The sequence below is a fragment of the Aliisedimentitalea sp. MJ-SS2 genome, from assembly GCF_032586155.1.
Taxonomy (GTDB): Bacteria; Pseudomonadota; Alphaproteobacteria; order Rhodobacterales; family Rhodobacteraceae; genus JAWHTC01.
In genome coordinates this window covers 22658-46550 of record NZ_JAWHTC010000009.1, presented here as the reverse complement: position 1 = coordinate 46550, position 23893 = coordinate 22658, and the positions used below count along the sequence as shown (strand labels likewise).

Below are 23893 nucleotides of genomic sequence, written 5' to 3'. Positions count from 1 at the left end.
TTGTTGCGCAGATGCAGCAGCGTCCGGCCGTTGACGGTTGCGTTGGTTTCCTCGACCAGGATTTGCGCTGTGCCGTCGTTACGCTGGACATCCAGTGCCGCATCGGAGGACGGTGAAGACGTCCCGATCCCGACCCGGCCATCCGGATCGATGTAGATCGAGTTCGACGGCGCGCCCGGGCGGATGCGGAAGGGCAGGGTGCTGCCATTGGTGGCGTCACGGATAAAGAAGTTGGTCTCGTTCGCTGCCACGTCGAAGGTTTGGGCAGCAAAGCCCGAACTGCCGTCCTGAGCAAGCCGCAGGGTGGGGGTGTTGCCGCTGACGGCGTGGATGTCGACCGACGGGGTGGCGGTGCCCAGCCCGAGGCGGCCACCGTCATCGACGTAAAGCGAATTGGAAGGGGCGCTGGCTTCGATCGTGAAAGGGGTGCGGCCGCCGTCGATGTCATCGATCGAGAATTTGTTGGCACCGCCATTGGAGGTATCATTGGCAGTCAACTGCCAGTCATTGGTGGGGAAACTGGCCGAGACCGACGTATCCTGGAACTTGATCCGGAGGTTGTTTTCCTTGAGCCGGATGGTGTCGAAGCCGAAGCTTTCACCGTTCACACAGTCGAAGCCGACGCAGAGGCTGCCATCGACGATCACATCATCGAGGTGGACAATATCGGCCTGGGCAACGCTGGCCGCAGCGGTCAGCGCGGTGGCGCCAAGCCAGGCTTTTAGAGTGGGCTTAAATTTAGACATTTCTGTCTCCTTTCAATGGGTTGCGCGGTTCTGGCTATCGCGGGGACCAGGCGCTGCAATTCAATTCCATTTGCGCGTTCCCGGGGTAATCAGCCGGGGCAGCTATTTTTTGAACCAATACACTTGAAACCGTCTTGTCATCGAGAATCGGTGATTCCGAGCTGGAAAACAATGACTTTCCGAAACGTTCTCGGGCCCTCCAGATTCCCGTGATGCTCGAAAAAGAGCAAGTAAAACAATCAACTAAATACACAGCCCCGCGACAAGCCGGGCAATGAACAAGATTTTACGACAGAACCGAGTAAAACTTAAGGATTTCTTGCAAAAAGTGTAAACCCGTCTCGAGATTGCATATTTTCTCCGTGATCCCTCCAGGCCTGCAGTTCTGGCAGGTTACCCCGCCCTTACCGGACCGCTCCGAATGGTAAACGCGCGGTTTTTGCAAAAAATCAGGGGGCTGGACTCCGTCTGCTATCTGTCGGGTATCTGTCGGGCGTTCGGTGGGACAGGGAAGAGGCAGGGTTTTTCTTAACGCAGCGCCCGCTGGCCCGATCCCCCGCCACCGCTCTGGCCTTGGGGGAAGCGAGCGTGTATCGGAAACCATGACAGGGGCAGAGCCGGGGCACCGGGCATGAGCGACGAGACAACATCAACCAGCCGCGACACCGGCATCCGGGTGCTCAGGACCGAGGCACAGGCGCTGAGCCAGATGGCGCAGGCCCTGCCGGACGGGTTCGAGCAGGCGGTCGAGATGATCCTCGAGGCACCGGGCCGGGTGATCGTGGCGGGCATCGGCAAGTCCGGCCATATCGGCCGCAAGATCGCCGCCACCCTGGCCTCGACCGGGACCCCGGCGGATTTCCTGCATGCGGCCGAGGCCAGCCATGGCGACATGGGGATGGTGACGACGGATGATGTCTGCATCCTGATTTCACGCTCGGGCGAGACGGCGGAACTGGGCGATCTGTTGCGTTACACAAGGCGGTTTTCGGTGCCGATGATCGCGATTTCCTCGAAGCCCGAGAGCACGCTGATGCAGGCCGCCGATTGCGGGTTGCTTCTGCCGGACCTGCCCGAGGCCTGCGCCATCGGGCTGGCGCCGACCACCTCGACCACGCTGACGCTGGCGCTTGGCGATGCGCTGGCGGTGGCGGTGATGGAGGCGCGCGGGTTCGGGCCGGAAGATTTCCAGACCTTCCATCCCGGCGGCAAGCTGGGGGCACAGTTGATGCGGGTCGAGGAACTGATGCATGGGGCCGAGGCGCTGCCGCTTTGTGCGCCGGGCGATGCGATGACCGATGTGCTTCTGACCATGACCTCGAAAAGCTTTGGTATCGCGGCGGTGGTGGATGACGGGCGGCTGGCCGGGGTGATCTCGGACGGGGATTTGCGCCGTCATGTCGACGGGCTGATGCAGCTGACGGCCCGCGATGTCGCCACGCCCGATCCGGTGACGGTGACGCCCGACATGCTGGCGGCGCAGGCCCTGGCGCTGCTCAACGAACGCAAGATTTCAGTGCTGATGGTGGTGGATCAGGAGCACCGCCCGTTGGGGGTTCTGCATATCCATGATTTGCTGCGGGCCGGGGTGGCCTGAGGCGGGGTTGTGGTGGTTCTGAATGTTGGGTTTGATCCCAAAGTGACAATTGCCGTAATTCCAGCTCAGAGTCTCAGACTTGCTCGCCCGACGGGTCCAGCCGCCAATCCTTCATCAAGAAATCGAAAAGTGTTTCTGCGAGTACCTCAGTCTCCAGCGAATGCTTGTCGACCTCAACAACAGCCCAATTTCTGTTGGGATCGAGCGCTACGCAAAAGCCGTTGTAGTCATCGCCGATGAAAATCAGGCTCTTCAAATCGTCAGCGGCATTGTTACCGTAAATGTAGCTTGAACTAAGCGGTTCATCGTAGAGTTCGAAGAACATTTTCCCGATGGTTCCGCCGCCGATTTCACTTAGAAAGTGTACGTAATCTTCCGGGAGTGCTTGGGCGGAATCAATAGCTCTTACAGGTCCCCGGGCGGTTCCATATGCTTTATTTAGCTTCGCTTTAAGAACAGCGATGTCCGTTGAATCGAGTTTTGACATATCGAAACAAGGGCATGAGAAAGGTACTTGTTCAATGGTTTTTCTTGTTTGCTCTTGTGAATAGTGAGAGGCAGCTTCGTCCCGCTGCCCCGACCTTATGCTCCCCGGATACCCGGCTGATCCCAGCCCGTTCAGACCCACAGCATTGCATCATGAGCGCAACTGGCGCAGAACACGCCCATGAAAACAGTGATCATCATTCCGGCGCGCTATGCGTCGCAACGCTATCCCGGTAAACCGCTGGTCGAGCTGCGGGACCGCGACGGCCAATCCAAAAGCCTGATCCGGCGCAGCTGGGAGGCGGCGATGGCGGTGCCGGGGATCGACGGGGTTTACGTCGCCACCGATGACGAGCGTATTCGCGATGCGGCCGAGGCGTTCGGTGCGCAGGTGATCATGACCTCGGAAAGCTGCCGCAATGGCACCGAACGCTGCGCCGATGCGCTGGCGGTGGCGGGGATCGAGGCCGATCTGGTGATCAACCTGCAGGGCGACAGCCCGCTAACCCCGGCCTGGTTTGTCGAGGACCTTGTGAAAGCGATGGCCGAGCGGCCTGACATGGAGATGGCAACGCCGGTTCTGCGCTGCGATGCGCAGACCTATGCCCATTTCGTCGCCGACCGGAAGGCGGGCCGGGTAGGGGGCACAACAGCGGTGTTTGGCACCGGGATGCGGGCGATCTATTTTTCCAAGGAAGTGATCCCCTATATCGACCCTGACAAGGCCGATAGCGCCTATGATGAGGTGTTCCACCATGTCGGGCTTTATGCCTATCGCCCCGATGCGCTGGCCCGTTATGTCACCTGGGCGCCGGGGCGGCTTGAAGGGCATGAGGGGCTGGAGCAGCTGCGGTTCCTGGAAAACGGCGTGCCGGTGTTGTGCGTCGAGGTCGAAGGCAAGGGCCGGGTGTTCTGGGAGCTGAACAATCCCGAGGATGTGGCGCGGATCGAAAGTATTTTGATGGCGGAGGGCGAGGCATGAGCGAGGCAAAGGTTTTTCAGATCGGTGACATCACCGTCGGTAACGACCAGCCGATCTTCCTGATTGTCGGACCGTGTCAATTGGAGAGTCGCGACCATGCGCTGATGATGGGTGAGAAGATTGCCGAGGCCTGCGCCGAGACGGGGACGCGGTTCGTGTTCAAATCCTCCTATGACAAGGCCAATCGCTCGTCGCTGGGCTCGTCCCGTGGGATTGGCATGGAAGAGGGGCTGCGTATTCTCGACGAGGTGCGCGAGACCTTTGGCTGCCCGATCATTACGGATGTGCACGAGACCTCGCATTGTGCCGCCGCCGGAGAGGTGGTGGACGTGATCCAGATCCCGGCGTTTCTGTCCCGCCAGACAGACCTGTTGCTGGCGGCAGGTAACACGGGGCGGGTGATCAACATCAAGAAGGGTCAGTTCCTGGCCCCCTGGGAGATGTGGAACGTGGCCGAGAAGGTGGCGAGCACCGGCAACGAGCGGATCATGCTCTGCGAGCGCGGCACATCCTTTGGCTATAACACCCTGGTCAATGATTTCCGCGGATTGCCGACCATGGCCGAGACCGGCTACCCGGTGATCTTTGACGCCACCCATTCGGTGCAGCAGCCCGGCGGGCGCGGCAATTCCTCCGGCGGTGAGCGCAAATTCGTCGCCGCGCTGGCGCGGGCGGCAGTGGCCGTGGGGGTGGCGGGATTGTTCATCGAGACCCACCAGGACCCGGACAATGCGCCCTGTGACGGGCCCAACATGATCCCCGTGGATCAGATGGGCGCACTGATTGCCGAGCTCAGGGCGTTCGATAATCTGCGCAAGCGTGGGTGAAAAGCGGGTTTGCTGAGAAACAGGGTCGAAATTTAGTTAACATAACAACTATTATGCGGCATAATTTTTGAGCCTGAACCGGCGCAGCAGACGCATCCCCGGCTGACGCCGGGAATGCGCTTTGATCTGGTCTGGATCAGTTGCGTGACGGGTAGATCCCATAAAGCGCGATACAGATCTGCAGGCCGAGATACGGGCTTTCGACATTGGTGGCCACGCTACTGCCCGTGTTCTGAATCATGTTCGGGCTCATCGTCACATTGGCGGGCTTGTCGCTGTAGATCTGAACCTCGGTATTGGGGTCGCCCGTGTTGGGATCGGCCAGAAGGTCGGTCCCCGGCCCCAGCTTGTTGCCCTGGGCATTGGTCGCATGCACCTGGTGGTTATGCGAGGCCAGGTTGTTGGTGGTCAGGGTCACGGCTTCAACCCCGCCCCGTTCTCCGATCACGTAGGCCGGAAGCCCGGCCCCGCGACCGTAATGAATCGGGGCGCGGCCGCGCAGGTCGGGCAGGCCGAAGGTGGTGCGCCCGTCGCCGCCATAGTATGTTCCCAGAAGCGAGAAAAGCGCCTGGTTCGAGCTGATCGCCAGCAGCTGACCCCCGGCGGCGGCCCAGTCGCGCGGACAGAAATTGCCGGCAAACACCATCATTTCACCGACATAAGGCTGATCGCCAGCGGTGGCCCCCGAGGGCGCCATGGCCCCGGACAGGCAGAGCGCCGAGATTGCAGCGGTTGTTTTCAAAGCGTTTTTCAATGATCTATTCCTTCTGCAAATCAATTGCGCGACGGGAAAGTGCCGGTCGTGGCGATGCACCAGTTCAACACCAGGTAGGGGCTTTGGACAGCAATGGGTTGCGAGCCGCCGGTCGATCCGATCATGCCCGGATCCATCACCTGGTTCGGGGTGGCGCTGCCATCCTTGTAGATATGAACCTCGGTGTTGGGATCGTTGGTGTTGGGATCGGCCAGAAGATCGCCGCCCGGCCCGAGCTTGTTGCCCTGGGCGTTGGTGGCGTTCACGATATGGTTATGCGCGGGCATCTGCGCCACGCTCAGCGTGCGGGTCGGCGCCCCGCCCTGCTGGCCCATGCTCACATGGGCCAGTCCCGGACCGGTGCCCTGCGATTGCGGCACGCGCCCGATCAGGTTGGGCAACCCCATCGTGGTGCGGCCGTCGCCGCCATACATGGTGCCGATAATCGAAAACAGCGCGGTGTTCGACGAGATCGCCAGCAACTGGCCATCCGCCCGGGCCCAGCCGCGGGGGCAGAAGTTTTCGCCAAAGGCGCGGACCTCGCCGATCAGCGGGCCGGCCTTGGCGGGTGCGGTTGCCGCAGCCAAGCCTGCAATCGCAAGCACAGCCGCAGATTTCAAAGTATGTCGTCCAAATTTCATCTTGTCTGTTCCTTCAAACCGAGGGGGCGATCAGTTGCGCGACGGGAAAATGCCCTGAAGGGCGATGCACCAGTTCACGGCCAGAAACGGATCCTGAACCCCAAAGGTCTGGCTGCCGCCGGTGTTGGAAATCATCGCGGCATTCATGATCTGCTGTCCGACGCCACCGTCGTGGTAGATATGCAGCTCGGTATTGGGATCATTGGTGTTGGGATCGGCCAGGTAATCGCCGCCCGGCCCCAGCTTGTCGCCCTGGGCGTTGGTGGCGTTCACCAGGTGGCTGTGCGCCGGCATCGTCTGGATCGTCATCGTCGCCGTGGTGGCCCCGCCACGCTGGCCCTGGGTATAGCTGCCGAAGCTGGCGGTGCCATTGTGGACCGGCATCCGGCCGCGCAGATCCGGCAGGGCAAAACTGGTGCGCCCGTCACCGCCATACATGGTGCCCAGCAGCGAATAGAGCGACTGGTTCGAGCTGATCGGCAGGAGCTGCCCGTCGGCCGCCGCCCAGCCGCGGGGACAGAAATTGAAGCCCACCGGCATCAAATCCCCCAGCATCGGGTCGGCATCCGCCTGGGCCACGGCGGCCGGCAGGCAGGCCGACAGCGCCAGTGCGGCGGTTTTGACTTTCATCGTCAAGAAATGTCTCACCTTACAATATCCTTTCTTGAAATCTCGTGTCCGACCCCTCGTCGGAAACCCCGGAAAAAGCGTTCGTTAAATACTGATGAAACCATCCCTGGCGTGCCCGGATCCGGGGCCTGAAAAAATAATAGTTACAAAAACGCTTCGCAGGCAGGATGCCCCCAAGCCCATCACAAAACAAGGATTTAATATGCGTTTTGGGGAGCGGCACCGGCAGGCCCCCAGGCTGGCTACACCCGGAATCCGGATCAGTTGCCGGGCAGGCCTGCGATCAGCTCGTCCAGGATCCGGATGATCTGATCTTCGCTCAGCTGTCCGCCCGACAGCATGGCGGCGCGCGGATCGCCCTGCCAGCCCGGCGCCTCGATATGGGCCATGAAGCTGCGGGCCGTGGCATCGCCCACGACCAGCGTCAGATCGCCCCCGGCCCATCCCGGCCGCAACGCCCTGAGGCGCGCCTGAAACAGCGGACACAGCGTATCGGGCAGCCGGACCTTGGCATGGGCCGGTTTGCAGGTGACATCCAGGTCGGAAGATTTGGCCATGGCATTTCCTTTCATCCCTGCCCCCGGTGACAAGGCAACCAGCGACAGGACAAACAGTGCACCGATCAGCATATGCCGCATCACATCAAACCCATCATAGCGGCGGCACGGCGAACACCGGCATGTCACCGCCCTTTGCAAGAAACATCTGCCCGGCATCCAGCGCCTCGCGGATGGTCACATCCATGTCGAGATAGCGATAGGTGCCCAGCCGCCCCACGAAAGTCACGCCGCTTTCGGTCTCGGCCCGGGCCACGTAATCGGACAGCAGCGCCTTTTCGCGGACCTGACGGATCGGGTAATAGGGAATGTCGCCCTCATCGCAGGCGCGCGAGAACTCACGATAGCAGACCGAGCCGTCATGCTCTTCCCAGGGGCTGAAATGCTTGTGCTCGGTGATACGGGTATAAGGCACCTCTTCCTCGCCGTAATTCATCACCGCACAGCCCTGGTAATCGCCATCATAGGTGAAGCGTTCGAAATCGAGCGTGCGATAGCCCAGCCGCCCCAGCTCATAATCGAAATACCCGTCCAAGGGGCCGGAATAGAATATGTGATCAAACCCTGCGGCCTGATCGCGGGTGAAGCTGCGGTTCAGGTCCACGGTGATGCCGGGGTGATCGAGGATGCCTTCGATCATCGCGGTATAGCCCTCCTCGGGCATGCCCTGAAACCGGTGAAAGAAATAGTTGTCGTCATAGTTGAAGCGCACCGGCAGACGCTTGAGGATCGCGGCCGGAAGCTCGGACGGGTGCAGCCCCCATTGCTTGATCGTGTAACCCTTGAAGAAGGCCTCGTAGAGGTCGGGGCCGACAAAGCGCAGCGCCTGTTCCTCGAATGTCTGCGGATCGCTGATGCTGCGGTCGGCCTGGGCCTCGATGAAGGCACGGGCCTCGTCCGGGCGCAGGGTGCGCCCATAGAACTGGTTGATGGTGTGCAGGTTGATCGGCAGGGAATAGACTTGGCCCTGCGACGTGGTCTTGACCCGGTTGCGATAGGGCCGGAACCGGGCAAAGCGGTTGACGTAATCCCAGACCCCTTCGTCATCGGTGTGAAAGATATGCGGCCCGTAGACATGCACCATGACCCCGGTGTCGCCGTCACGCTCGGTATGGCAGTTGCCGCCGACATGGGGCCGCGCGTCGATCACCGTGGCACGGTGCCCGGCCTCGGCCAGCACCCGGGCAATCACCGCCCCGCTCAGGCCCGCCCCGACAAGAAGAATATCCAAGGGCACCCGTCCTCTGCCTGTCTCACCACACCATTTCTGCCACCGCTTTTCCCATGGCATCGCGACAATGGCAATCATCCCACCCTGCCGGGGTGGCAATCCTCCGCTGCCCGATTATTGCCATATCCCGCGCATATCAGGGCGGGGCTCAAGGTCATCTTGTATGGCCCGTATGAAAGCGTTACGCGGGAATGGCCGATTCACGTTTTTCCGGAACGCCCAAGGCATTGCACAACCATGGCGGAACACCCCGACCAACCGATTGAAAAGGACCCGATATGTGCCTGATCTGTACCAGTCGTGACATGAATATTGACCGTTTTGCAGGTGGGTTGGACATATTTCCCCTTCCCGGAACATTGGCCGCGGCCAGCGATCTGCTGAGCCCATCGGTTGCCGAAGCAACGCTCACGACACAGGTCACCTATGCCCAGGCCACCTATACCGAGGCGGGCGATGCCGCCGCCAGCACCGCCACCACCTATACCGTGTCGGTGGGCGACACGTTCAACGGCGCAATCTCCAGCGGCGCCGACCAGGACTGGGTCGCCGTCAACCTGGTGGCCGGACAGAGCTATGTGTTCTGGGTCTGGGGCACCGGCGGATCGGCTGTCGGACTGTCGGACACCACGCTCAGGGTGCATGACAGCGCCGGCAACGAGATTGCCTTCAATGACGATGTCTCTTCGGGAAACTATTTTTCGGCGATCCAGTTCACCGCCACGGCCACCGGCACCTATTACATCAATGTGGGCGGCTTTAGCGGCTATGTCCCCGATGGGAATGGCGGCTCCGTATGGGTGGACTCAACCGGCACCTACACGCTGCAGGTATCCTATGACACCTTCACCATCGACGAGGTCGCCACCTACCTGACCGAGTTCGACTGGGGCCGGACCGCGCCGCTGCATTTCGCGGTCACCGCTGGCGGCACGCTGACCTACAATATCGACGCGCTGACCGCCGAAGGGCAGCAGCTGGCGGAATGGGCGCTGGAAACCTGGGGAAATGCGCTTGGCATCACCTTCACGCGGACCAGCTCGGCCTCGGCGCATATCGTCTTTGACGACGACCAGAGCGGCGCCTTTGCCGGGCCGTCCTCGTTCAACCCGCTCACCGGGATCATTTCGCAATCCAGCGTCAATGTCGGCACCGGCTGGCTGGCCACCTATGGCACCACGATCGACAGCTATTCCTTCATCACCTACCTGCACGAGATCGGCCACGCCCTGGGGCTGGGCCATGCCGGACCCTATGACGGAAGCGCCACCTACGGGATCGACAATCTCTACCTGAACGATAGCACCCAGGCCACGATCATGAGTTATTTCTCGACCGTGGAGAATCCCAACGTGTCGGGCAGCGATGTCAACCTGATCTCACCGATGATCGCCGACCTGGTGGCGGTGCATGGGATGTATGGCACGCCCAATGCCTATACCGGCAACACCACCTGGGGGGCGAATTCGAATGTCGGGGGCTGGCTGGGCGACCTGTTCGCCATCATGTTCGACGGCGCCCCGGCCAACCCTGCGCTTTATACCGGTGGCTCGATCGGGATGACCATCCATGACAGCGGCGGCAACGACACGCTGGACCTGAGCCCGGTGAGCGTGGGCCAGCGCATCGACCTGCGCCCGGAAACCCTGTCGGATGTCGCCGGGTACCAGAACAATTTCGCCATCGCCCGCGGCACCATCATTGAAAATGCCATTGGCGGCTCCGGCCATGACCAGATCACCGGCAACAGCGCGGGCAACCGCCTGGAAGGCAATGGCGGCAACGACACGGTCGATGGCGGGGCGGGCAATGACACCGCCGTGCTCGACGTGACCCGCGCCAGCGTCACCGCCACCGACCTCGGCGGCGGCCAGATCCAGGTGATCTCGGCGCTTGGCACCGACACCTACAGCAATGTGGAGAATTTCGAGTTCACCGACGGCACCGTCACCGCCGCCGAGCTTCTGAACGGCACGGGCACAATCACCGGCACCCCCGGCCCCGACAACCTGGTGGGCGACGGCAATCCCAACACGATCCTGGGCCTTGGCGGCAATGACACGCTGCAGGGCGCCGGCAACAACGACTCGCTCCAGGGTGATGGCGGCGACGACACCCTGCGCGGCGATGCCGGCAACGACACGCTCAATGGCGGCACCGGCATCGACACCGCGCTTTATGTCGGACCGGTCAACACCACCGTGAACCTCGGCACCACCGGGGCCCAGAACACCGGCCATGGCCTCGATCAGCTCATCAGCATCGAGAATGTCACCACCGGCGGCGGCGATGATCAGATCACCGGCAATGGCGCCGCCAACCAGCTCACCGCCGGGCCGGGCAGCGACACGCTGCAGGGCGCAGGCGGCAATGACTCGTTGCGCGGCGAGGCCGGCAATGACACCCTGCGCGGCGATGCCGGGGATGACACGCTCAACGGCGGCACCGGCATCGACACCGCCCTTTATGTCGGACCGGTCAACACAACCGTGAACCTCGGCACCACCACGGCGCAGAACACCGGCCATGGCCTCGATCAACTCCTGGGCATCGAGAACGTCACCACCGGTGGTGGCGATGACCAACTCACCGGCAATGGCGCCGCCAACCAGCTCACCTCGGGACCGGGCAGTGACACGCTGCAGGGCGCCGGCGGCAACGACACCCTCACCGCCGGGCCCGGCACCGACACCCTGCGTGGCGATGCCGGAGACGATGTGCTCAATGGTGGCAGCGGCATCGATACCGCGCTCTATGTCGGACCGGTCAATACCACCGTGAACCTCGGCACCACCACGGCCCAGAATACCGGCCATGGCATGGACCAGCTCCTGGGCATCGAGAACGTCACCACCGGTGGCGGCAACGACCAGGTCACCGGCAATGGTGCCGCCAACCAGCTGACCTCGGGACCGGGCAGTGACACGCTGCAGGGCGCCGGCGGCAACGACACCCTCACCGCCGGACCCGGCAATGACACCCTGCGCGGCGATGCCGGAGACGATGTGCTCAACGGCGGCACCGGCATCGATACCGCGCTCTATGTCGGGCCGGTCAACACCACCGTCAACCTCGGCACCACCGGGGCCCAGAACACCGGCCATGGCCTCGACCAGCTCCTGGGCATCGAGGATGTCATCACCGGCGGCGGCAATGACACAATCACCGGCAGTGGCGTCGGAAACCATATCAGCACCGGGGGCGGGCATGACAGCGTCTCGGGGGCGGGCGGCAATGACACCCTGAATGGCGAGGCCGGCAATGACACCTTGCGCGGCGATGCCGGCAACGATGTGCTCAACGGCGGCAGCGGCATCGACACCGCGCTCTATGTCGGGCCGGTCAATACCACCGTGAACCTCGGCACCACAGGCGCCCAGAACACCGGCCATGGCCTGGACAGCCTCTCCGGCATCGAGAATGTCATCACCGGCGGCGGCGATGACCAGCTCACCGGCAACGGGGCGGCCAACCAGCTGACCGCCGGGGGCGGCAATGACACGCTCACCGGAGCGGGCGGTAACGACACGCTCAATGGCGGGGCGGGCAATGACTCGCTGCGCGGCAATGAAGGGCACGACACGCTTGATGGCGGCAGCGGTAATGACACGCTCAATGGCGGCGGCGATGGCGACGTGCTGACCGGCGGCACCGGGGCCGATACCTTCGTCTTCGGCAATGGCGACTCGATCGATGATGGTGTCAACCGGATCGGCACCGACACCGTGACCGATTTCGAGCGCGGCACCGATGTGCTCGATGTCTTTGGCTTCACCTCCTATCTGGGTGAGTTTGCTGGTGACATTGCGGCCCTGGCAGCGCTCAGCGGGCAGGCCGGAGAGGCCGTGCTGGTCATCCGTGGCTCGGATGGCGAGCTCTGGGTCGACGTGAACGGTGACGGGGTCATCGATGCGGGTGGGCTCGACATGATCATCACGCTGGAGGGGATCACCGATCTGGAACAATCGGACTTCCTGTGACCTGAGGCGCAGAGAGAAAAACCCGGCGCGCAGGTCCGACGCCTGGATTTGTGATCACATATAAACTTGTGATCACACCCCCTGCCCCGCCGCCAGTGCGGGTATCGCCGGACGTCAGGCCATCAGCTCCTGGTGCAGTGCAATGGCCTCGTCGAGATCGTCGAAATAGCTGATGCGACCATGTTCCAGCACCATGCCGGAATCGCAGAACTGCCGCACCTGGTTCATCTCGTGGCTGACCAGGATGGCGCTTGAGGTCTTCATCCGCTCACGGAACACGGCGCGGCTCTTGCGGCGGAACTTGGCATCGCCCACTGCCGTGACCTCGTCCACCAGGTAGGTGTCGAAACGGATCCCCATCGAGGTACCGAAAGCCAGGCGCGAGCGCATCCCCGAGGAATAGCTGCGCACCGGCATGTGGAAATGTTTTCCCAGTTCGGCGAAATCCTGAACGAACTGGATAAGGCTGGTGGTGTCGACCCCGTAGATGCGGGCGATGAAGCGCACGTTCTGCGCCCCGGTCAGTTCGCGGTGAAACGAGCCGCCGAATCCCACCGGCCAGGAAATCGTGCCATCCGACACGATCTGGCCGTGATCGGGCCGCATGGTGCCGGCAATCATCTGCAACAGGGTCGATTTTCCGGCCCCGTTGCGCCCCAGAAGCGCCAGAGACTTGCCAGTGGGCAGGGTGGCGTCGAGATTGTCGATCACCACCTTGCGGGTGCCGTTGACCCAGAAACTCTTGGTCAGGTTCTCGAAACGGATCATCCCCGGCCCCGCAGATCTACCGGCGATCGCGGATGGAATAGTAGACCAGCGCCAGGATGGCCCAGCTCAGCACCAGCAAGAGCCCCATGAGCCCCAGGATCATGAGGCGCTGTGGGAACTCCGAGCTTTGCGCCCTGGTTGGCTGGATATAGGCCGCCAGGTAACGGCTCTGCCGCGCGGCCTTGGCCCGGGCCGCCTCGACCGCCGCCAGGGCGGCGCGATAGGTTTCCTCGGCAAATTCGCGGTCCACCACGAGGCTTTCATATTCGGCCAGCAGGGTCGGGTAATCCTCGCGGCCGCTGTCCTGGGTCGGCTGATCGCTGGCAAAGGAGTCGCGTTCGCGGGCGATCCGTTCGCGGATCACGTCGATCCTGAGCTGGGCCTGGGTCACCCGCGGGTCGGCGCTGCTGGCGTTCTCGGTCAGAAGGTCATGGTCGATCAGCGCCTGGGCCAGCTGTTGCTGCAGGTTGTTGAGAACCCCCATCCGGCCCTGGATATCGGCCTCGGGGTCGACGATCTGGGTCCGGGTGCGATAGCGGGTCAGGGCCTCGCGCGCCTCTTTCAGGCGCCCGAGCGCCGCCTCCTGGTCGGCCAGGGCATGGCGCATCGCGTCCTCGCGCGCCGCGGTGTTGAGCGCGTTGATCATTTCCTGGCTCTCGGTCAGGATTTCCTGCGCAATCGTCCGGGCCATATCGGGATCAAACGCCAGCACCTGCAACTCGGTCAGGCCCGAAGACTGGTCATAGGAGATCCGCACCACCCGTTTCCAGAACCACAACAGGTCCTCGATCGTGGCATCGGGCCAGATCGAGAACAGCGGATCCTTCCGCCAGTATTCGGAGTAATGACCGGCCAGATCGACCCGGGTCTGGATGCGTTCGACGATCTCCTGGCTCTGGATGAATTCGTAAAGCACATCGCCATCGGTGCCGGTGCCTGCCCCGCTGGTGAACTGGGTCAGCCCGCCGATCAGGTCAGAGGCGCTGGCGCCTTCCTCGCTGCGCACGGTGAAGCCCACGGTCGAGCTGTACTGATCGCGGGCAATGGAAAACATGTAGAAGGACCCCAGGGCCAGCGGCAGCAGGACCAGGATCAGGAAACTGACCAGAAGCCCCCAATGACGCCGCTTCATCCGGGCCGGTTCGGCCAGGGGGCGGATCTTGACAACCGGAGGCGCGGGCGGCTTTTTCCGGCCGGGACCACCGGGTTTTCCCGCTTTTCCGGAGCTGGGAAGCGACAGGTTCAACCGCGGCCTTTCAGCTGAATCCGTCGTGGTATTTGCGTTATCGGTCAAAAACTTGCCTCGGGTCCTGCCGGTTTGAAAACCGCTGTCTTCTTGTACATAATCGCAGGATCGAACGCTAGGACCAGTTGCAGCATGTCAGCCCCCACCGATCCGTCCCTGCCAACGCCCCTGCCAACGGCGGGACCGGGAACAACTCGGCCGTTTGCCACGCCGCGCACCGTCATGGCGCTGGTCCTGCGCGAGATGTCGACCCGTTATGGCCGCTCGCCGGGGGGCTATGTCTGGGCCATCCTGGAACCGCTGGGCAGCATCATCGTCCTGGGCCTTGGGTTTTCGCTCCTGTTGCGCAGCCCGTCGCTGGGCAGCAGTTTCATCCTGTTCTACGCAACCGGCTACCTGCCCTTCAATCTCTATCAATCCCTGTCGCTGACGATCTCGCGGGCGATCAGTTTCTCAAAGCCGCTGCTGTTCTATCCTGCGGTCACATGGGTCGATGCGGTCTTGGCCCGGTTCATCCTCAACAGCCTGACCGGCATCCTGGTCACCTACCTGCTTCTGGCCGGCATCCTGGCGGTGGCGGACACGCGGGTGGTGCTGGATGCCCAGCCGATGCTGGTGGCCATTGGACAGGCGATGATCCTTGGCCTCGGGGTCGGGGTGCTGAACTGCGCCCTGATCGGGTTGATGCCCACCTGGGAGATGGTCTGGTCGATCTTCACCCGGCCACTGTTCCTGGCCTCGGGCATTTTCTACATCTACGAGGACCTGCCGCAGATGGCGCAGGATATCCTGTGGTACAATCCGCTGATGCATGTCACGGGTTACATGCGGATGGGATTCTACCCGATGTATGAACCCGAATACCTGGCCCCGGCCTATGCGGTCGGGTTCGGCCTGATCTGCCTGACCATGGGGTTGATCCTTCTGGGCCGCTATCACCGCGATATCCTGAACGATTGAGCCTGTTTATGCCGGGTTAGAGCCTAATTGAACTCTGCCAGCTTCAGGATCTCGGCGTGATCCTGCCCCGTCCGCCGGACCAGCCCGTCGCGAATTGCCCGGCCCAGAAGCCGCAGGAAAACACCGCGCTCGCCACCGTGGTGTCGCAGCTTGGCCAGCCATTTCGGCAGGATCACCAGCAGCAATGGCCAGAACAGCCAGCCCGCCGCCTCGCGATACAAAAGCAGCAGGTTGCGGTGGTAGTAATAGACCTTCCACAGCGGCCGGAACCGGCCGCGCTGCCCGGCAAAGGTGGAACAGTCATGGGCAAAGGTGACGGCCGGGTGAAAGGCGATATGCCCGCCCGCCTTGGTCAGGCCCAGCGTATAGAGCCCGTCATCGCCATAAACGAACAGGCTCCCGTCGGGATAGCCCGCCCGGGCAATCGCCTTGCGCGACAGGAACAGGCCAACGAAGGACGCCACGTCCACCGGGCGCGGCCCGACATGGGCGTGGTAATCCATCGGGTCGAGATGAAAGCCGCTGCGCCCACCGAGGCGCACCAGCGTGCGCAGGAAGATCGGCAGGTGCCAGAACGGGTTGCGCGAGGGGCGGTTCATCTCGCAGATCTCACCTTCGGGGAAATAGACCGCCGCGGCAACCGCGTCCCAGCCACTCAGGTCCTGCTGGTGAAACGCCGCGAGCGCGCCCTCGCGGGGATAGCCATCGTCATCCATCACCACCAGCCAATCCGGGTCATAAAGCGCCACCGCTTCGCGCATGCCGCTCTCGAACCCCCCTGCCCCGCCGCCGTTGATTTCACTGCGAATGACATGCAGGCGTGGATCCTCCTGCCCCGCCAGCCAGCTCTGCGTGCCGTCGTTTGAGGCATTGTCGACCACCACCACCCGGTGCAGGTCCGAGGCCGGACTGGCCAACAGATGCGCCAGCGTCACCTGCAGCTTGTCGAGCCTGTTATAGGTGACCACCACCGCCACCAGGCGCCCCTGCCCTGCCCCCTGTTCTGCCTCGCTCACATTGCGCTCCGCTTGTCTGTCTTTCGCCAAGCGAAAGGTCATAAAAGCACAGGAGTGTCAAACTTTCGCTCTCTTTCCTGCCCATTGCTGATGTATCGCTGTATCATGGCGGCGGAAAAACCGAGCATTCCCCAGAGGCAGGCCCATGCAAATCGACAAGACACCTCTTGAGGGGCTGCTGATCATCACGCCCCCCCGGTTTGGCGATCACCGGGGATTTTTCAGCGAAAGTTACAATCGCAACCGGCTGGCCGAACACGGGATCGAGATCGAGTTCGTGCAGGACAACCATTCCCTGTCCGAGACCCGCGGTACCGTGCGCGGATTGCATTTCCAGGCCCCGCCCCATGCCCAGGACAAGCTGGTGCGCTGTGGTCGCGGCGCGCTGTTTGATGTGGCGGTGGATATTCGCGCCGCAAGCCCCACCTATGGGCACTGGTTCGGCACCACGCTGAGTTTCGAGAACGGCCACCAGATGCTGGTACCCAAGGGCTTTGCCCATGGGTTCATGACCCTCGAGCCCGAGACCGAGATCCTCTACAAATGCTCGGACATCTATGCGCCCGAGGCCGAAGGGGCGCTTCGCTGGGATGACCCGGAGGTCGGCATAGACTGGCCGCTTGCCGGGATCACTCCTGTCCTGTCCGACAAGGACGCCGCCGCCCCGGGGCTGGCCGGGCTCAAGACCCCGTTTGCCTGAGGAGCGCTGCCCATGAAACTGTTGGTCACAGGTGGAGCAGGGTTTATCGGATCGGCGGTGGTGCGGCTGGCGATGGCGCGCGGGCACCAGGTGGTCAATCTTGATGCGCTGACCTATGCCGCCTGTCTTGAGAACGTGGCCTCGGTGGCGGAGATGCCGGGATATGTCTTTGTGCAGGCCGATATTCGCGACCGCGCGGCGCTGGATCAGGTGTTTGGCGAACATCAGCCCGACGCGGTGATGCATCTGGCTGCCGAAAGCCATGTGGATCGCTCGATCGACGGGCCGGGCGATTTTATCGAGACCAACATCACCGGCACCTACAACATGCTTGAAGCGGCGCGGAAATACTGGACCGACCAGGGCAAGCCCGAGAGTTTCCGCTTCCACCATATTTCGACCGACGAGGTCTATGGCTCTTTGCCGGATGACCCATCGGTGATGTTCACCGAAGACACCCCCTACGACCCGCGCAGCCCCTACTCCGCCTCGAAGGCCGCCAGCGATCACCTGGTGCGCGCCTGGTTCGAGACCTACGGGCTGCCGGTGGTATTGAGCAATTGTTCGAACAATTACGGGCCCTATCATTTCCCCGAGAAACTGATCCCCGTCATCATCCTCAACGCGCTGGCGGGCAGGGACTTGCCGATCTATGGCGATGGCAGCAACATTCGCGACTGGCTCTATGTCGAGGATCATGCCGATGCGCTTCTCCTGGTGGTGCAAAAGGGCGCATTGGGGCGCAGCTACAATATCGGTGGCGAGAATGAACGCACCAACCTCGAGTTGGTCAAAACCCTCTGCGCCATCCTTGATGAAAAGCGCCCCAAACCGTCGGGCTCCTACGCTGATCAGATCACATTCGTCAGCGACCGGCCCGGCCATGATGCGCGCTATGCCATTGATCCCTCCCGCATCCGCCAGGAGCTGGGCTGGCGGCCCTCGGTCACGGTCGAGGAGGGGCTGGAGAAGACGGTTCAGTGGTATCTCGACAACGAAAACTGGTGGCGGGCGTTGCAGGACCGTCAGGGCGTGGGTGAACGGCTGGGGACGGGCAAATGAAGATCCTCGTCTTTGGCAAGACCGGCCAGGTGGCCACCGAAATGCAGGCCCGCGCCAGCGTAACGGCCCTGGGGCGTGATCAGGCCGACCTGTCCGACCCCGCAGCTTGCGCCAAGGCCATTCGCGCCCACGCCCCGGACGTGGTGATCAACGCCGCCGCCTACACGGCGGTCGACAAGGCCGAAGAGGACGAGGCGCTGGCCACCGTCATCAACGGTGATGCGCCGGGGGCAATGGCCCGTGAATGCGCCGCGCTTGGCATTCCCTTCCTGCATGTGTCCACCGATTACGTCTTTGCCGGCGACGGAGAAGCCCCTTGGGCGCCCACCGACCCGGTGGCGCCGCTTGGTGCCTATGGCCGGTCGAAACTGGCCGGGGAACGCGCCGTGATGGATGCAGGCGGCAACTGGGCCATTCTGCGCACCTCCTGGGTGTTCTCGGCCCATGGCAGCAATTTCGTCAAAACCATGCTGCGCCTCTCGGAAACCCGCAATGCGCTGTCCATCGTCAACGACCAGATCGGCGGACCGACCCCGGCTGGCGCCATTGCCGAGGCACTCCTAACCATGGCGGGCGCGATGGTTGCGGGGCAGGGCGGCGGGATCTACCATCTTTCCGGCGCGCCCGACACCAGTTGGGAATGTTTCGCGCGCGAAACATTTGCCTGCGCGGGGCGGGATGTGGATATTACCGGCATCCCGAGCTCGGATTACCCGACACCGGCGAAAAGACCGCTCAATTCGAGGCTCGATTGCAGCGCAATAGAGACTGATTTCGGCATTTCCCGCCCCGACTGGAAAGCCGCCCTGGCAGATATCGTGAAAGAGTTGACCCAATGACACAACGCAAAGGCATCATCCTCGCTGGCGGCTCCGGCACACGGCTTTACCCGATCACCATCGGCATCTCGAAACAGCTACTGCCGATCTATGACAAGCCGATGATCTATTACCCGCTTTCGGTGCTGATGTTCGGCGGCATCCGCGAGATCGCCGTGATCACCACGCCGCAGGACCAGGACCAGTTCAAACGCACCCTCGGCGATGGCAGCCAATGGGGCCTGAGCCTGACCTATATCGAACAGCCCTCGCCCGACGGGCTGGCGCAGGCCTATATCCTGGCCGAAGAGTTTCTTGATGGCGCACCCTCGGCGATGGTGCTGGGCGACAACATCTTCTTTGGCCATGGGCTACCCGAAGTTCTGGCCAAGGCGGATGCGGCCCCGACCGGCGGCACGGTCTTTGGCTATCGCGTCGCCGATCCCGAACGCTATGGTGTGGTGGATTTTGCCCCCGACGGCACGGTCCGCGCGATCATCGAGAAACCCGAGGTGGCGCCGTCGCACTATGCGGTAACCGGGCTCTACTTCCTTGATGGCACGGCGCCGGAACGGGCTCGCAAGGTGCAACCCTCGGCCCGTGGCGAGTTGGAAATCACCTCGCTGCTGGAAAGCTATCTAAAGGATGGGCTGCTGAATGTGCAGCAGATGGGGCGCGGCTATGCCTGGCTCGATACCGGCACTCATGCCAGCCTGCTCGATGCAGGGAACTTCGTGCGGACGCTGAGCGAACGGCAGGGGTTGCAGGTGGGCAGCCCGGACGAGATTGCCCATGCCCTGGGCTGGATCAGTGCCGATGACCTGCGCGCCCGCGCCGAAAGCTTTGCCAAGAATGAATACGGCAACTACCTGATGAGCCGGATCGATACCTGAACGCAATCCCTATTTATGAGCCCTGAGCCACTCCGCCAGCCGGTCATGCAGATCGGCGGTGACCCCTTTACCGTGCAGCTCGATCCGGCCGCTTGCCTGATGCCGCCGCAGGGTCAGGCCGGGGCGAATATCCGTGTCGGTCCAAGCCGGGGGTTCTGCAGCCAATTTAGTCTCTAAACCGCCTTTTAGAGACTGATTCAAGAGTCTCAATTCGTCCTCAGCCTGCGCCGGATTGGCCCGCTTCAACGCCCCACTCAAACGCCTGGCAAAACCCGCATCCTCGACCATCCGCTTGGACAGGGCCAAGCCTAGCCGTTCGCCGATGGCCTGCGGAAAGCGCAAAGCCCCATCCAGCCTGTGAACCAGCGGCAGGAAAGAGCGGATCTTGGAGCGCTTGGCGCGGGAGGCCGTTTTGAAAAGCGCAAGCAACGCCGTCTTTTCAGTCTCGAACACACCCTGATCGACCGCTTTTGCCGCGATCCGGGCGCGCTCGAAATAGCTCAGGTTGGCGCGAAGCTCGTTCTCTTCAACCATGGCGAGATAGCTGTCGGAGAGTTCCGCCGGGTTGCGCAGAAGCGCCAGCACCTGGCCAAAACCCGGATCGCCGGTTTCGTCGTGCAGAGCGGCCAAAGCCCGGCAGCGCCGCCAGCCGGAAATCAGGCCATAGCGGCCATCCTGCAGCGCCAGAACCTCGATCGGCGCCTGCTGCCCGCGCTCACGGATCGATGCCATCAGCGCCTGCATCTCGTCCGCATCCACCGCCACCCGGTCACGTACCAGATATCCCTGATCGATCTGCTCAAGCGGCAAGGACAGAACCATGCGGCCTTCTTCGCGGGCGCGGGTCAGCTCGTCCGTGACCTCGTTCAGCGCGGCACGGGCGGAACTGTCCGAGGCGATATCGGCAATCGGCGCACGGGACGCGGGCAGGGGGCCTGCGCCGCCGCTCATGTCGGGATCGTAGACCGGATTGGCCGGGGTCAGGCGTTTTCTCTTGGCCATGCTACTCTCCTGTCACTCTCTCCAAATGTTTCGCGCGCGAAACGCTCACTCTGCCGCCTCTTGTGCCGCCAGTTCATCCCGCCGCCAACTGCCCAGAAGCAGGCTCTTGAAGGCAGCATAGGTGGCATCAAAGGTTTCGCGGCCCCGGACATAGGTCTCGCGGTTGAAATCGCGGTAATCGGCCTCGTAGATGCCACGCACCTGTTCACCGGCCTGACCGATCAGCGCGGTAAAGTCCTGCCGGTGCGGCGACAAGGTGGACCCCAGATAGGCCTGCATCAGGGCGGCCAGTTCAGCCTGCTGAGCGCCGTTATAGCGGGTGACGACCGCGCGCACCGCGTCCCACTCAAAAGCCAGCCCCTCGCGGCCCAGGGCGCGGGCGGCCATGTTCTCGGCTTCTTCGATCGACCCGAAGGTGGAATGCAGCATGTCGAAGAAGCGACCGGTACTGTCAAACTCGAGGAAGGAGGCGCCAAGCGGCACCAGCAGGATGTCCGCCGCCGCCAGCCCGTTGATCGTCAGATAGCCAAGGGCCGGGGGGGTATCGAGGAAGATCACGTCATAGGCGTCCAGCACCCCGTCGACCGCGAACATGTCGGTCAGCGCGTCCCACAGCTTCCAGCCACGGCCCTGCATGCGCCAGACCGGCACCTGGAACTCGGCCCAGTAGAGGTTCAGCTGGGCCCCGATCAGGTCGATATTGGGCCAGTGGGTTTCCTGAATCAGGTCCTGGGATTTGACCTCGAGCGCCTCGGTCAGCGTGTCATCCAGCGGCAGCGGCGCCTCGCCCTGATCGACCCGGCGCTGGTTGGCGCTGCGCAGGTGCCCGGCGTAATGCCGCGCCATCAGCGGGAAGACGGTTTGCCATTCATCTTCGACCTTGCCGCCAAAGATCGAGCTCATCGAGCCCTGGCTGTCGAGATCAACCACCAGAACCTTGTAGCCATCAAGCGCGGCCGACATGGCCAGATGCGCCGCCGTGCTGGTCTTGCCGACGCCGCCCTTGAAGTTTGCCACGGCGACCATCTTGGCGGGCTGCCCCTTGGGTCGATAGGGCAGGTATTCCTTGGATTTCGATCCCTCCTGACCGAAATGGGCGCGCAGGCGCAGCACCTCGTCCAGAGTGAACCACTTGGCACCGCCTTCGGTTTCAGAGCGACCCTGGGGCAGATCGGGGTTTTGCTTCAGCACCCGGCGGAAATGGCCGGTGGCCACGGGGATCAGGTAACGGGTGATTTCCCAGGTGGAGAACATCCGCAATTGCCGTCCGCCATCCTCGTTTAATCCGCGGCTGGCCAGATCTTGCCGCCCGGCGGCGCAGGCGCGGGCCATAGAGCCGAAGCCCTGCGTCGTGGTGGGAGATCCGAGTTGCGCAAGCGCCTGATCGGGATCAATGTTGAAATAGGGGGGCAGGGAAGTGTCCTGTGCCATGACCGCTCGTATGTTCGTTGTTTTTTGCAAGATACCAAAAAACCGCGAACATGGAAGTTTTTTGAGCACATATTTCGGATTTCATAGCGCTTTTCTAAGCAAATCCGTGACTTTTCCGGTGTAAATTGTCTGTGCAGGCGGAGTGCATCCTATCCTGCAGAGTTATTTTTTTGTTATTTATTAGTTAAGGAGTCCATCGTGCTTTGAATCCTTTCATTGAATCAAGTGGTTGATCTGTCTTTTCCGGTGTTACCTGACTCTGATCCCACGTTCTTATGACTCTGATCCCACGCTTGGATGACTCTGAACCTCCGTTTGTTTGCGTGGCCCCGCTGGACAGGACCTGTGGATAACTCTAGGCTCAGCGTCACTGAAACCCCGATAAACAGAGCAGCAGAATCACACGGGGTAGGGACAGGATAACAGGTGCCAATGTCAGGGCAGGGGAGTGTTGTATCAGCCGGTTCGGGGCTTTTGCCCAACCGTCATCCGACGGCGGATTTCTTTGTCTGTGACATCTTTGATGCCGCGCCCAAGGATGATTTGGGCTCGATGGAGCACCCAATCTTTTCGCTGTCGACCAAGCCGGACCGGCGCATCCTGAGCTATGCCCATAATGGGATCGCGGTGGAGGTGACGCCATCGGTGCGGGGCCGGGCGACGATCCATGACAAGGACATCCTGATCTATTGCATCAGCCAGTTGATGGCGGCGGCCAATGCCGGACGCGAGATTTCGCGCACCTTGCAGCTCAAGGCGCATGATTTGTTGGTGGCAACCAATCGCGATACCTCGGGCGATGCCTATGCGCGGCTGAAAGAAGCGTTCGAACGGCTGGCGGGCACGCGGGTCACCACCAACATGACCACCGGCGAGACCGAGACGACGACCGGCTTCGGGTTGATCGAAAGCTGGGAGATCGTGCGGCGCAGCCGTGGCGGACGGATGGTCAGCGTGGTGGTGACGCTGAGCGAGTGGCTTTATCGCGCGGTGCTGTCGAAATCGGTTCTGACGCTGAGCCGGGATTATTTTCGTCTGCGCAAGCCGCTGGAACGGCGGGTGTACGAGTTGGTGCGCAAACATTGCGGGCGCCAACCCAGCTGGCGGGTGAGCGTGGCGACCCTGCACAAGAAATCGGGCAGCGCCGCGCCGCTGCGGGTGTTTCGCGCCGCGCTGCGCAAGATGATCGCGGCCGATCACCTGCCGGATTACTCCATGGCCGAGGAAGAGGGCGACCTGATCCGCTTCACCCGTCGCGGCCAGGTCATCGAACCGCTGGAGGCACCGCTGCAACCCGAGACGCTTGAGGCGGCCCGTGCCCTTGCCCCCGGGGCCGATGTCTATGCGCTGGAGGCCGAGTGGCGGCATTGGGCCGCGGCCCAGACCCAGCCTGCGAAATCCCCCGACAAGGCGTTCCTTGGCTGGGTGCGGCGTCGGTTCAAGGATGGCTGAGGCACCCGCCCTCATCCCCTGACATTGTCTTAACGCCCCGCACGGGCAGGTTATGCCGTGGCAAGATTTGGCCGCGTATCAAGCCCGGGTTGCAAATACCCAAGCGAGGAAGAC

At 62.3% G+C, this 23893-nt stretch carries 22 protein-coding genes; 10 read left to right on the top strand and 12 right to left on the bottom strand.

Translation table 11 applies throughout. The annotated features are described in order from the left end of the window. A partial coding sequence (locus RXV86_RS21930) for a hypothetical protein (protein ID WP_316302709.1) occupies nt 1-746 on the bottom strand: 746 nt, incomplete at its 3' end. A 631-nt stretch (nt 747-1377) separates the two neighbouring features. On the opposite strand from RXV86_RS21930, the gene RXV86_RS21925 reads away from it, so the two are divergent. Beyond that, nucleotides 1378-2343, top strand: coding sequence for a KpsF/GutQ family sugar-phosphate isomerase (locus RXV86_RS21925; RefSeq protein WP_316302708.1), 966 nt, complete (start codon nt 1378-1380; stop codon nt 2341-2343). A gap of 73 nt (nt 2344-2416) precedes the next feature. Here the strand turns inward: RXV86_RS21925 and RXV86_RS21920 are convergent, their stop codons facing one another. Beyond that, the gene (locus tag RXV86_RS21920) at nt 2417-2830 is read right to left on the bottom strand and encodes an SMI1/KNR4 family protein (RefSeq protein ID WP_316302707.1); all 414 of its coding nucleotides are present in this window, start codon (nt 2828-2830) and stop codon (nt 2417-2419) included. 180 nt (nt 2831-3010) lie between these two features. Between RXV86_RS21920 and RXV86_RS21915 the strand changes: the two genes are divergently transcribed. Further along, a complete protein-coding gene (locus RXV86_RS21915) occupies nt 3011-3811 on the top strand; it encodes a manno-octulosonate cytidylyltransferase (protein ID WP_316302706.1) in 801 nt (266 codons plus the stop codon). Beyond that, nucleotides 3808-4638, top strand: a complete 831-nt coding sequence (kdsA, locus tag RXV86_RS21910; protein ID WP_316302704.1) for a 3-deoxy-8-phosphooctulonate synthase — start codon at nt 3808-3810, stop codon at nt 4636-4638. Before RXV86_RS21915 ends, kdsA begins: the two co-directional genes overlap by 4 nt. A 136-nt stretch (nt 4639-4774) precedes the next feature. Here kdsA and RXV86_RS21905 read toward each other — a convergent pair whose 3' ends face one another. The 5 genes from RXV86_RS21905 to glf form a co-directional block, all read right to left on the bottom strand. Beyond that, complete coding sequence (locus RXV86_RS21905; protein WP_316302702.1) at nt 4775-5392, bottom strand: tail fiber protein; 618 nt, start codon at nt 5390-5392, stop codon at nt 4775-4777. A 20-nt stretch (nt 5393-5412) separates the two neighbouring features. Then, on the bottom strand, nt 5413-6033 hold the full coding sequence (locus RXV86_RS21900; protein WP_316302701.1) for a tail fiber protein: 621 nt from the start codon (nt 6031-6033) through the stop codon (nt 5413-5415). Between the two features lie 30 nt (nt 6034-6063). Beyond that, nucleotides 6064-6681 carry a tail fiber protein gene (locus tag RXV86_RS21895; RefSeq protein WP_316302700.1) on the bottom strand — a complete coding sequence of 206 codons (618 nt, stop codon included), beginning with the start codon at nt 6679-6681 and terminating at the stop codon, nt 6064-6066. Between the two features lie 242 nt (nt 6682-6923). Then, nucleotides 6924-7301: a hypothetical protein gene (locus RXV86_RS21890; RefSeq protein WP_316302699.1), complete on the bottom strand. Its 378-nt coding sequence runs from the start codon at nt 7299-7301 to the stop codon at nt 6924-6926. A gap of 13 nt (nt 7302-7314) precedes the next feature. Beyond that, on the bottom strand, nt 7315-8451 hold the full coding sequence (gene glf, locus RXV86_RS21885) for a UDP-galactopyranose mutase (RefSeq protein ID WP_316302698.1): 1137 nt from the start codon (nt 8449-8451) through the stop codon (nt 7315-7317). A 305-nt stretch (nt 8452-8756) separates the two neighbouring features. Between glf and RXV86_RS21880 the strand changes: the two genes are divergently transcribed. Beyond that, nucleotides 8757-12431: a M10 family metallopeptidase C-terminal domain-containing protein gene (locus RXV86_RS21880; RefSeq protein WP_316302697.1), complete on the top strand. Its 3675-nt coding sequence runs from the start codon at nt 8757-8759 to the stop codon at nt 12429-12431. A 114-nt stretch (nt 12432-12545) separates the two neighbouring features. Here the strand turns inward: RXV86_RS21880 and RXV86_RS21875 are convergent, their stop codons facing one another. Together RXV86_RS21875 and RXV86_RS21870 are read right to left on the bottom strand one after the other, a co-directional pair. Next, nucleotides 12546-13199, bottom strand: a complete 654-nt coding sequence (locus tag RXV86_RS21875) for an ABC transporter ATP-binding protein (protein WP_316302696.1) — start codon at nt 13197-13199, stop codon at nt 12546-12548. A 16-nt stretch (nt 13200-13215) separates the two neighbouring features. Beyond that, the gene (locus RXV86_RS21870; RefSeq protein ID WP_316302694.1) at nt 13216-14331 is read right to left on the bottom strand and encodes a sugar transporter; all 1116 of its coding nucleotides are present in this window, start codon (nt 14329-14331) and stop codon (nt 13216-13218) included. A 246-nt stretch (nt 14332-14577) separates the two neighbouring features. On the opposite strand from RXV86_RS21870, the gene RXV86_RS21865 reads away from it, so the two are divergent. Continuing rightward, a complete protein-coding gene (locus tag RXV86_RS21865) occupies nt 14578-15405 on the top strand; it encodes an ABC transporter permease (RefSeq protein ID WP_316302693.1) in 828 nt (275 codons plus the stop codon). A gap of 23 nt (nt 15406-15428) precedes the next feature. On the opposite strand, the gene RXV86_RS21860 is transcribed toward RXV86_RS21865, so the two are convergent. Continuing rightward, the gene (locus RXV86_RS21860) at nt 15429-16421 is read right to left on the bottom strand and encodes a glycosyltransferase (protein ID WP_316302692.1); all 993 of its coding nucleotides are present in this window, start codon (nt 16419-16421) and stop codon (nt 15429-15431) included. 145 nt (nt 16422-16566) lie between these two features. Here RXV86_RS21860 and rfbC point away from each other — a divergent pair, with 145 nt between their 5' ends. From rfbC to rfbA, 4 genes are read left to right on the top strand one after another with little or no spacing between them, the layout of a single operon-like run. After that, entirely contained in the window at nt 16567-17121 is a 555-nt protein-coding gene (gene rfbC / locus RXV86_RS21855; RefSeq protein ID WP_316302691.1) for a dTDP-4-dehydrorhamnose 3,5-epimerase, read from the top strand. Nucleotides 17122-17133: 12 nt separating this feature from the next. Beyond that, the gene (gene rfbB, locus RXV86_RS21850) at nt 17134-18183 is read left to right on the top strand and encodes a dTDP-glucose 4,6-dehydratase (RefSeq protein ID WP_316302690.1); all 1050 of its coding nucleotides are present in this window, start codon (nt 17134-17136) and stop codon (nt 18181-18183) included. Further along, the gene (gene rfbD, locus RXV86_RS21845) at nt 18180-19022 is read left to right on the top strand and encodes a dTDP-4-dehydrorhamnose reductase (RefSeq protein ID WP_316302689.1); all 843 of its coding nucleotides are present in this window, start codon (nt 18180-18182) and stop codon (nt 19020-19022) included. Before rfbB ends, rfbD begins: the two co-directional genes overlap by 4 nt. Continuing rightward, nucleotides 19019-19894, top strand: coding sequence for a glucose-1-phosphate thymidylyltransferase RfbA (rfbA, locus tag RXV86_RS21840; RefSeq protein WP_316302688.1), 876 nt, complete (start codon nt 19019-19021; stop codon nt 19892-19894). Before rfbD ends, rfbA begins: the two co-directional genes overlap by 4 nt. A gap of 9 nt (nt 19895-19903) precedes the next feature. On the opposite strand, the gene RXV86_RS21835 is transcribed toward rfbA, so the two are convergent. Next, complete coding sequence (locus RXV86_RS21835; RefSeq protein WP_316302687.1) at nt 19904-20896, bottom strand: ParB N-terminal domain-containing protein; 993 nt, start codon at nt 20894-20896, stop codon at nt 19904-19906. 45 nt (nt 20897-20941) lie between these two features. Beyond that, nucleotides 20942-22327 carry an AAA family ATPase gene (locus RXV86_RS21830; protein ID WP_316302685.1) on the bottom strand — a complete coding sequence of 462 codons (1386 nt, stop codon included), beginning with the start codon at nt 22325-22327 and terminating at the stop codon, nt 20942-20944. A gap of 432 nt (nt 22328-22759) precedes the next feature. Here RXV86_RS21830 and RXV86_RS21825 point away from each other — a divergent pair, with 432 nt between their 5' ends. After that, nucleotides 22760-23779 (top strand): replication initiator protein A, encoded by a 1020-nt coding sequence (locus RXV86_RS21825; protein ID WP_316302683.1) that lies wholly within the window; start codon nt 22760-22762, stop codon nt 23777-23779. Nucleotides 23780-23893 lie beyond the last annotated feature (114 nt).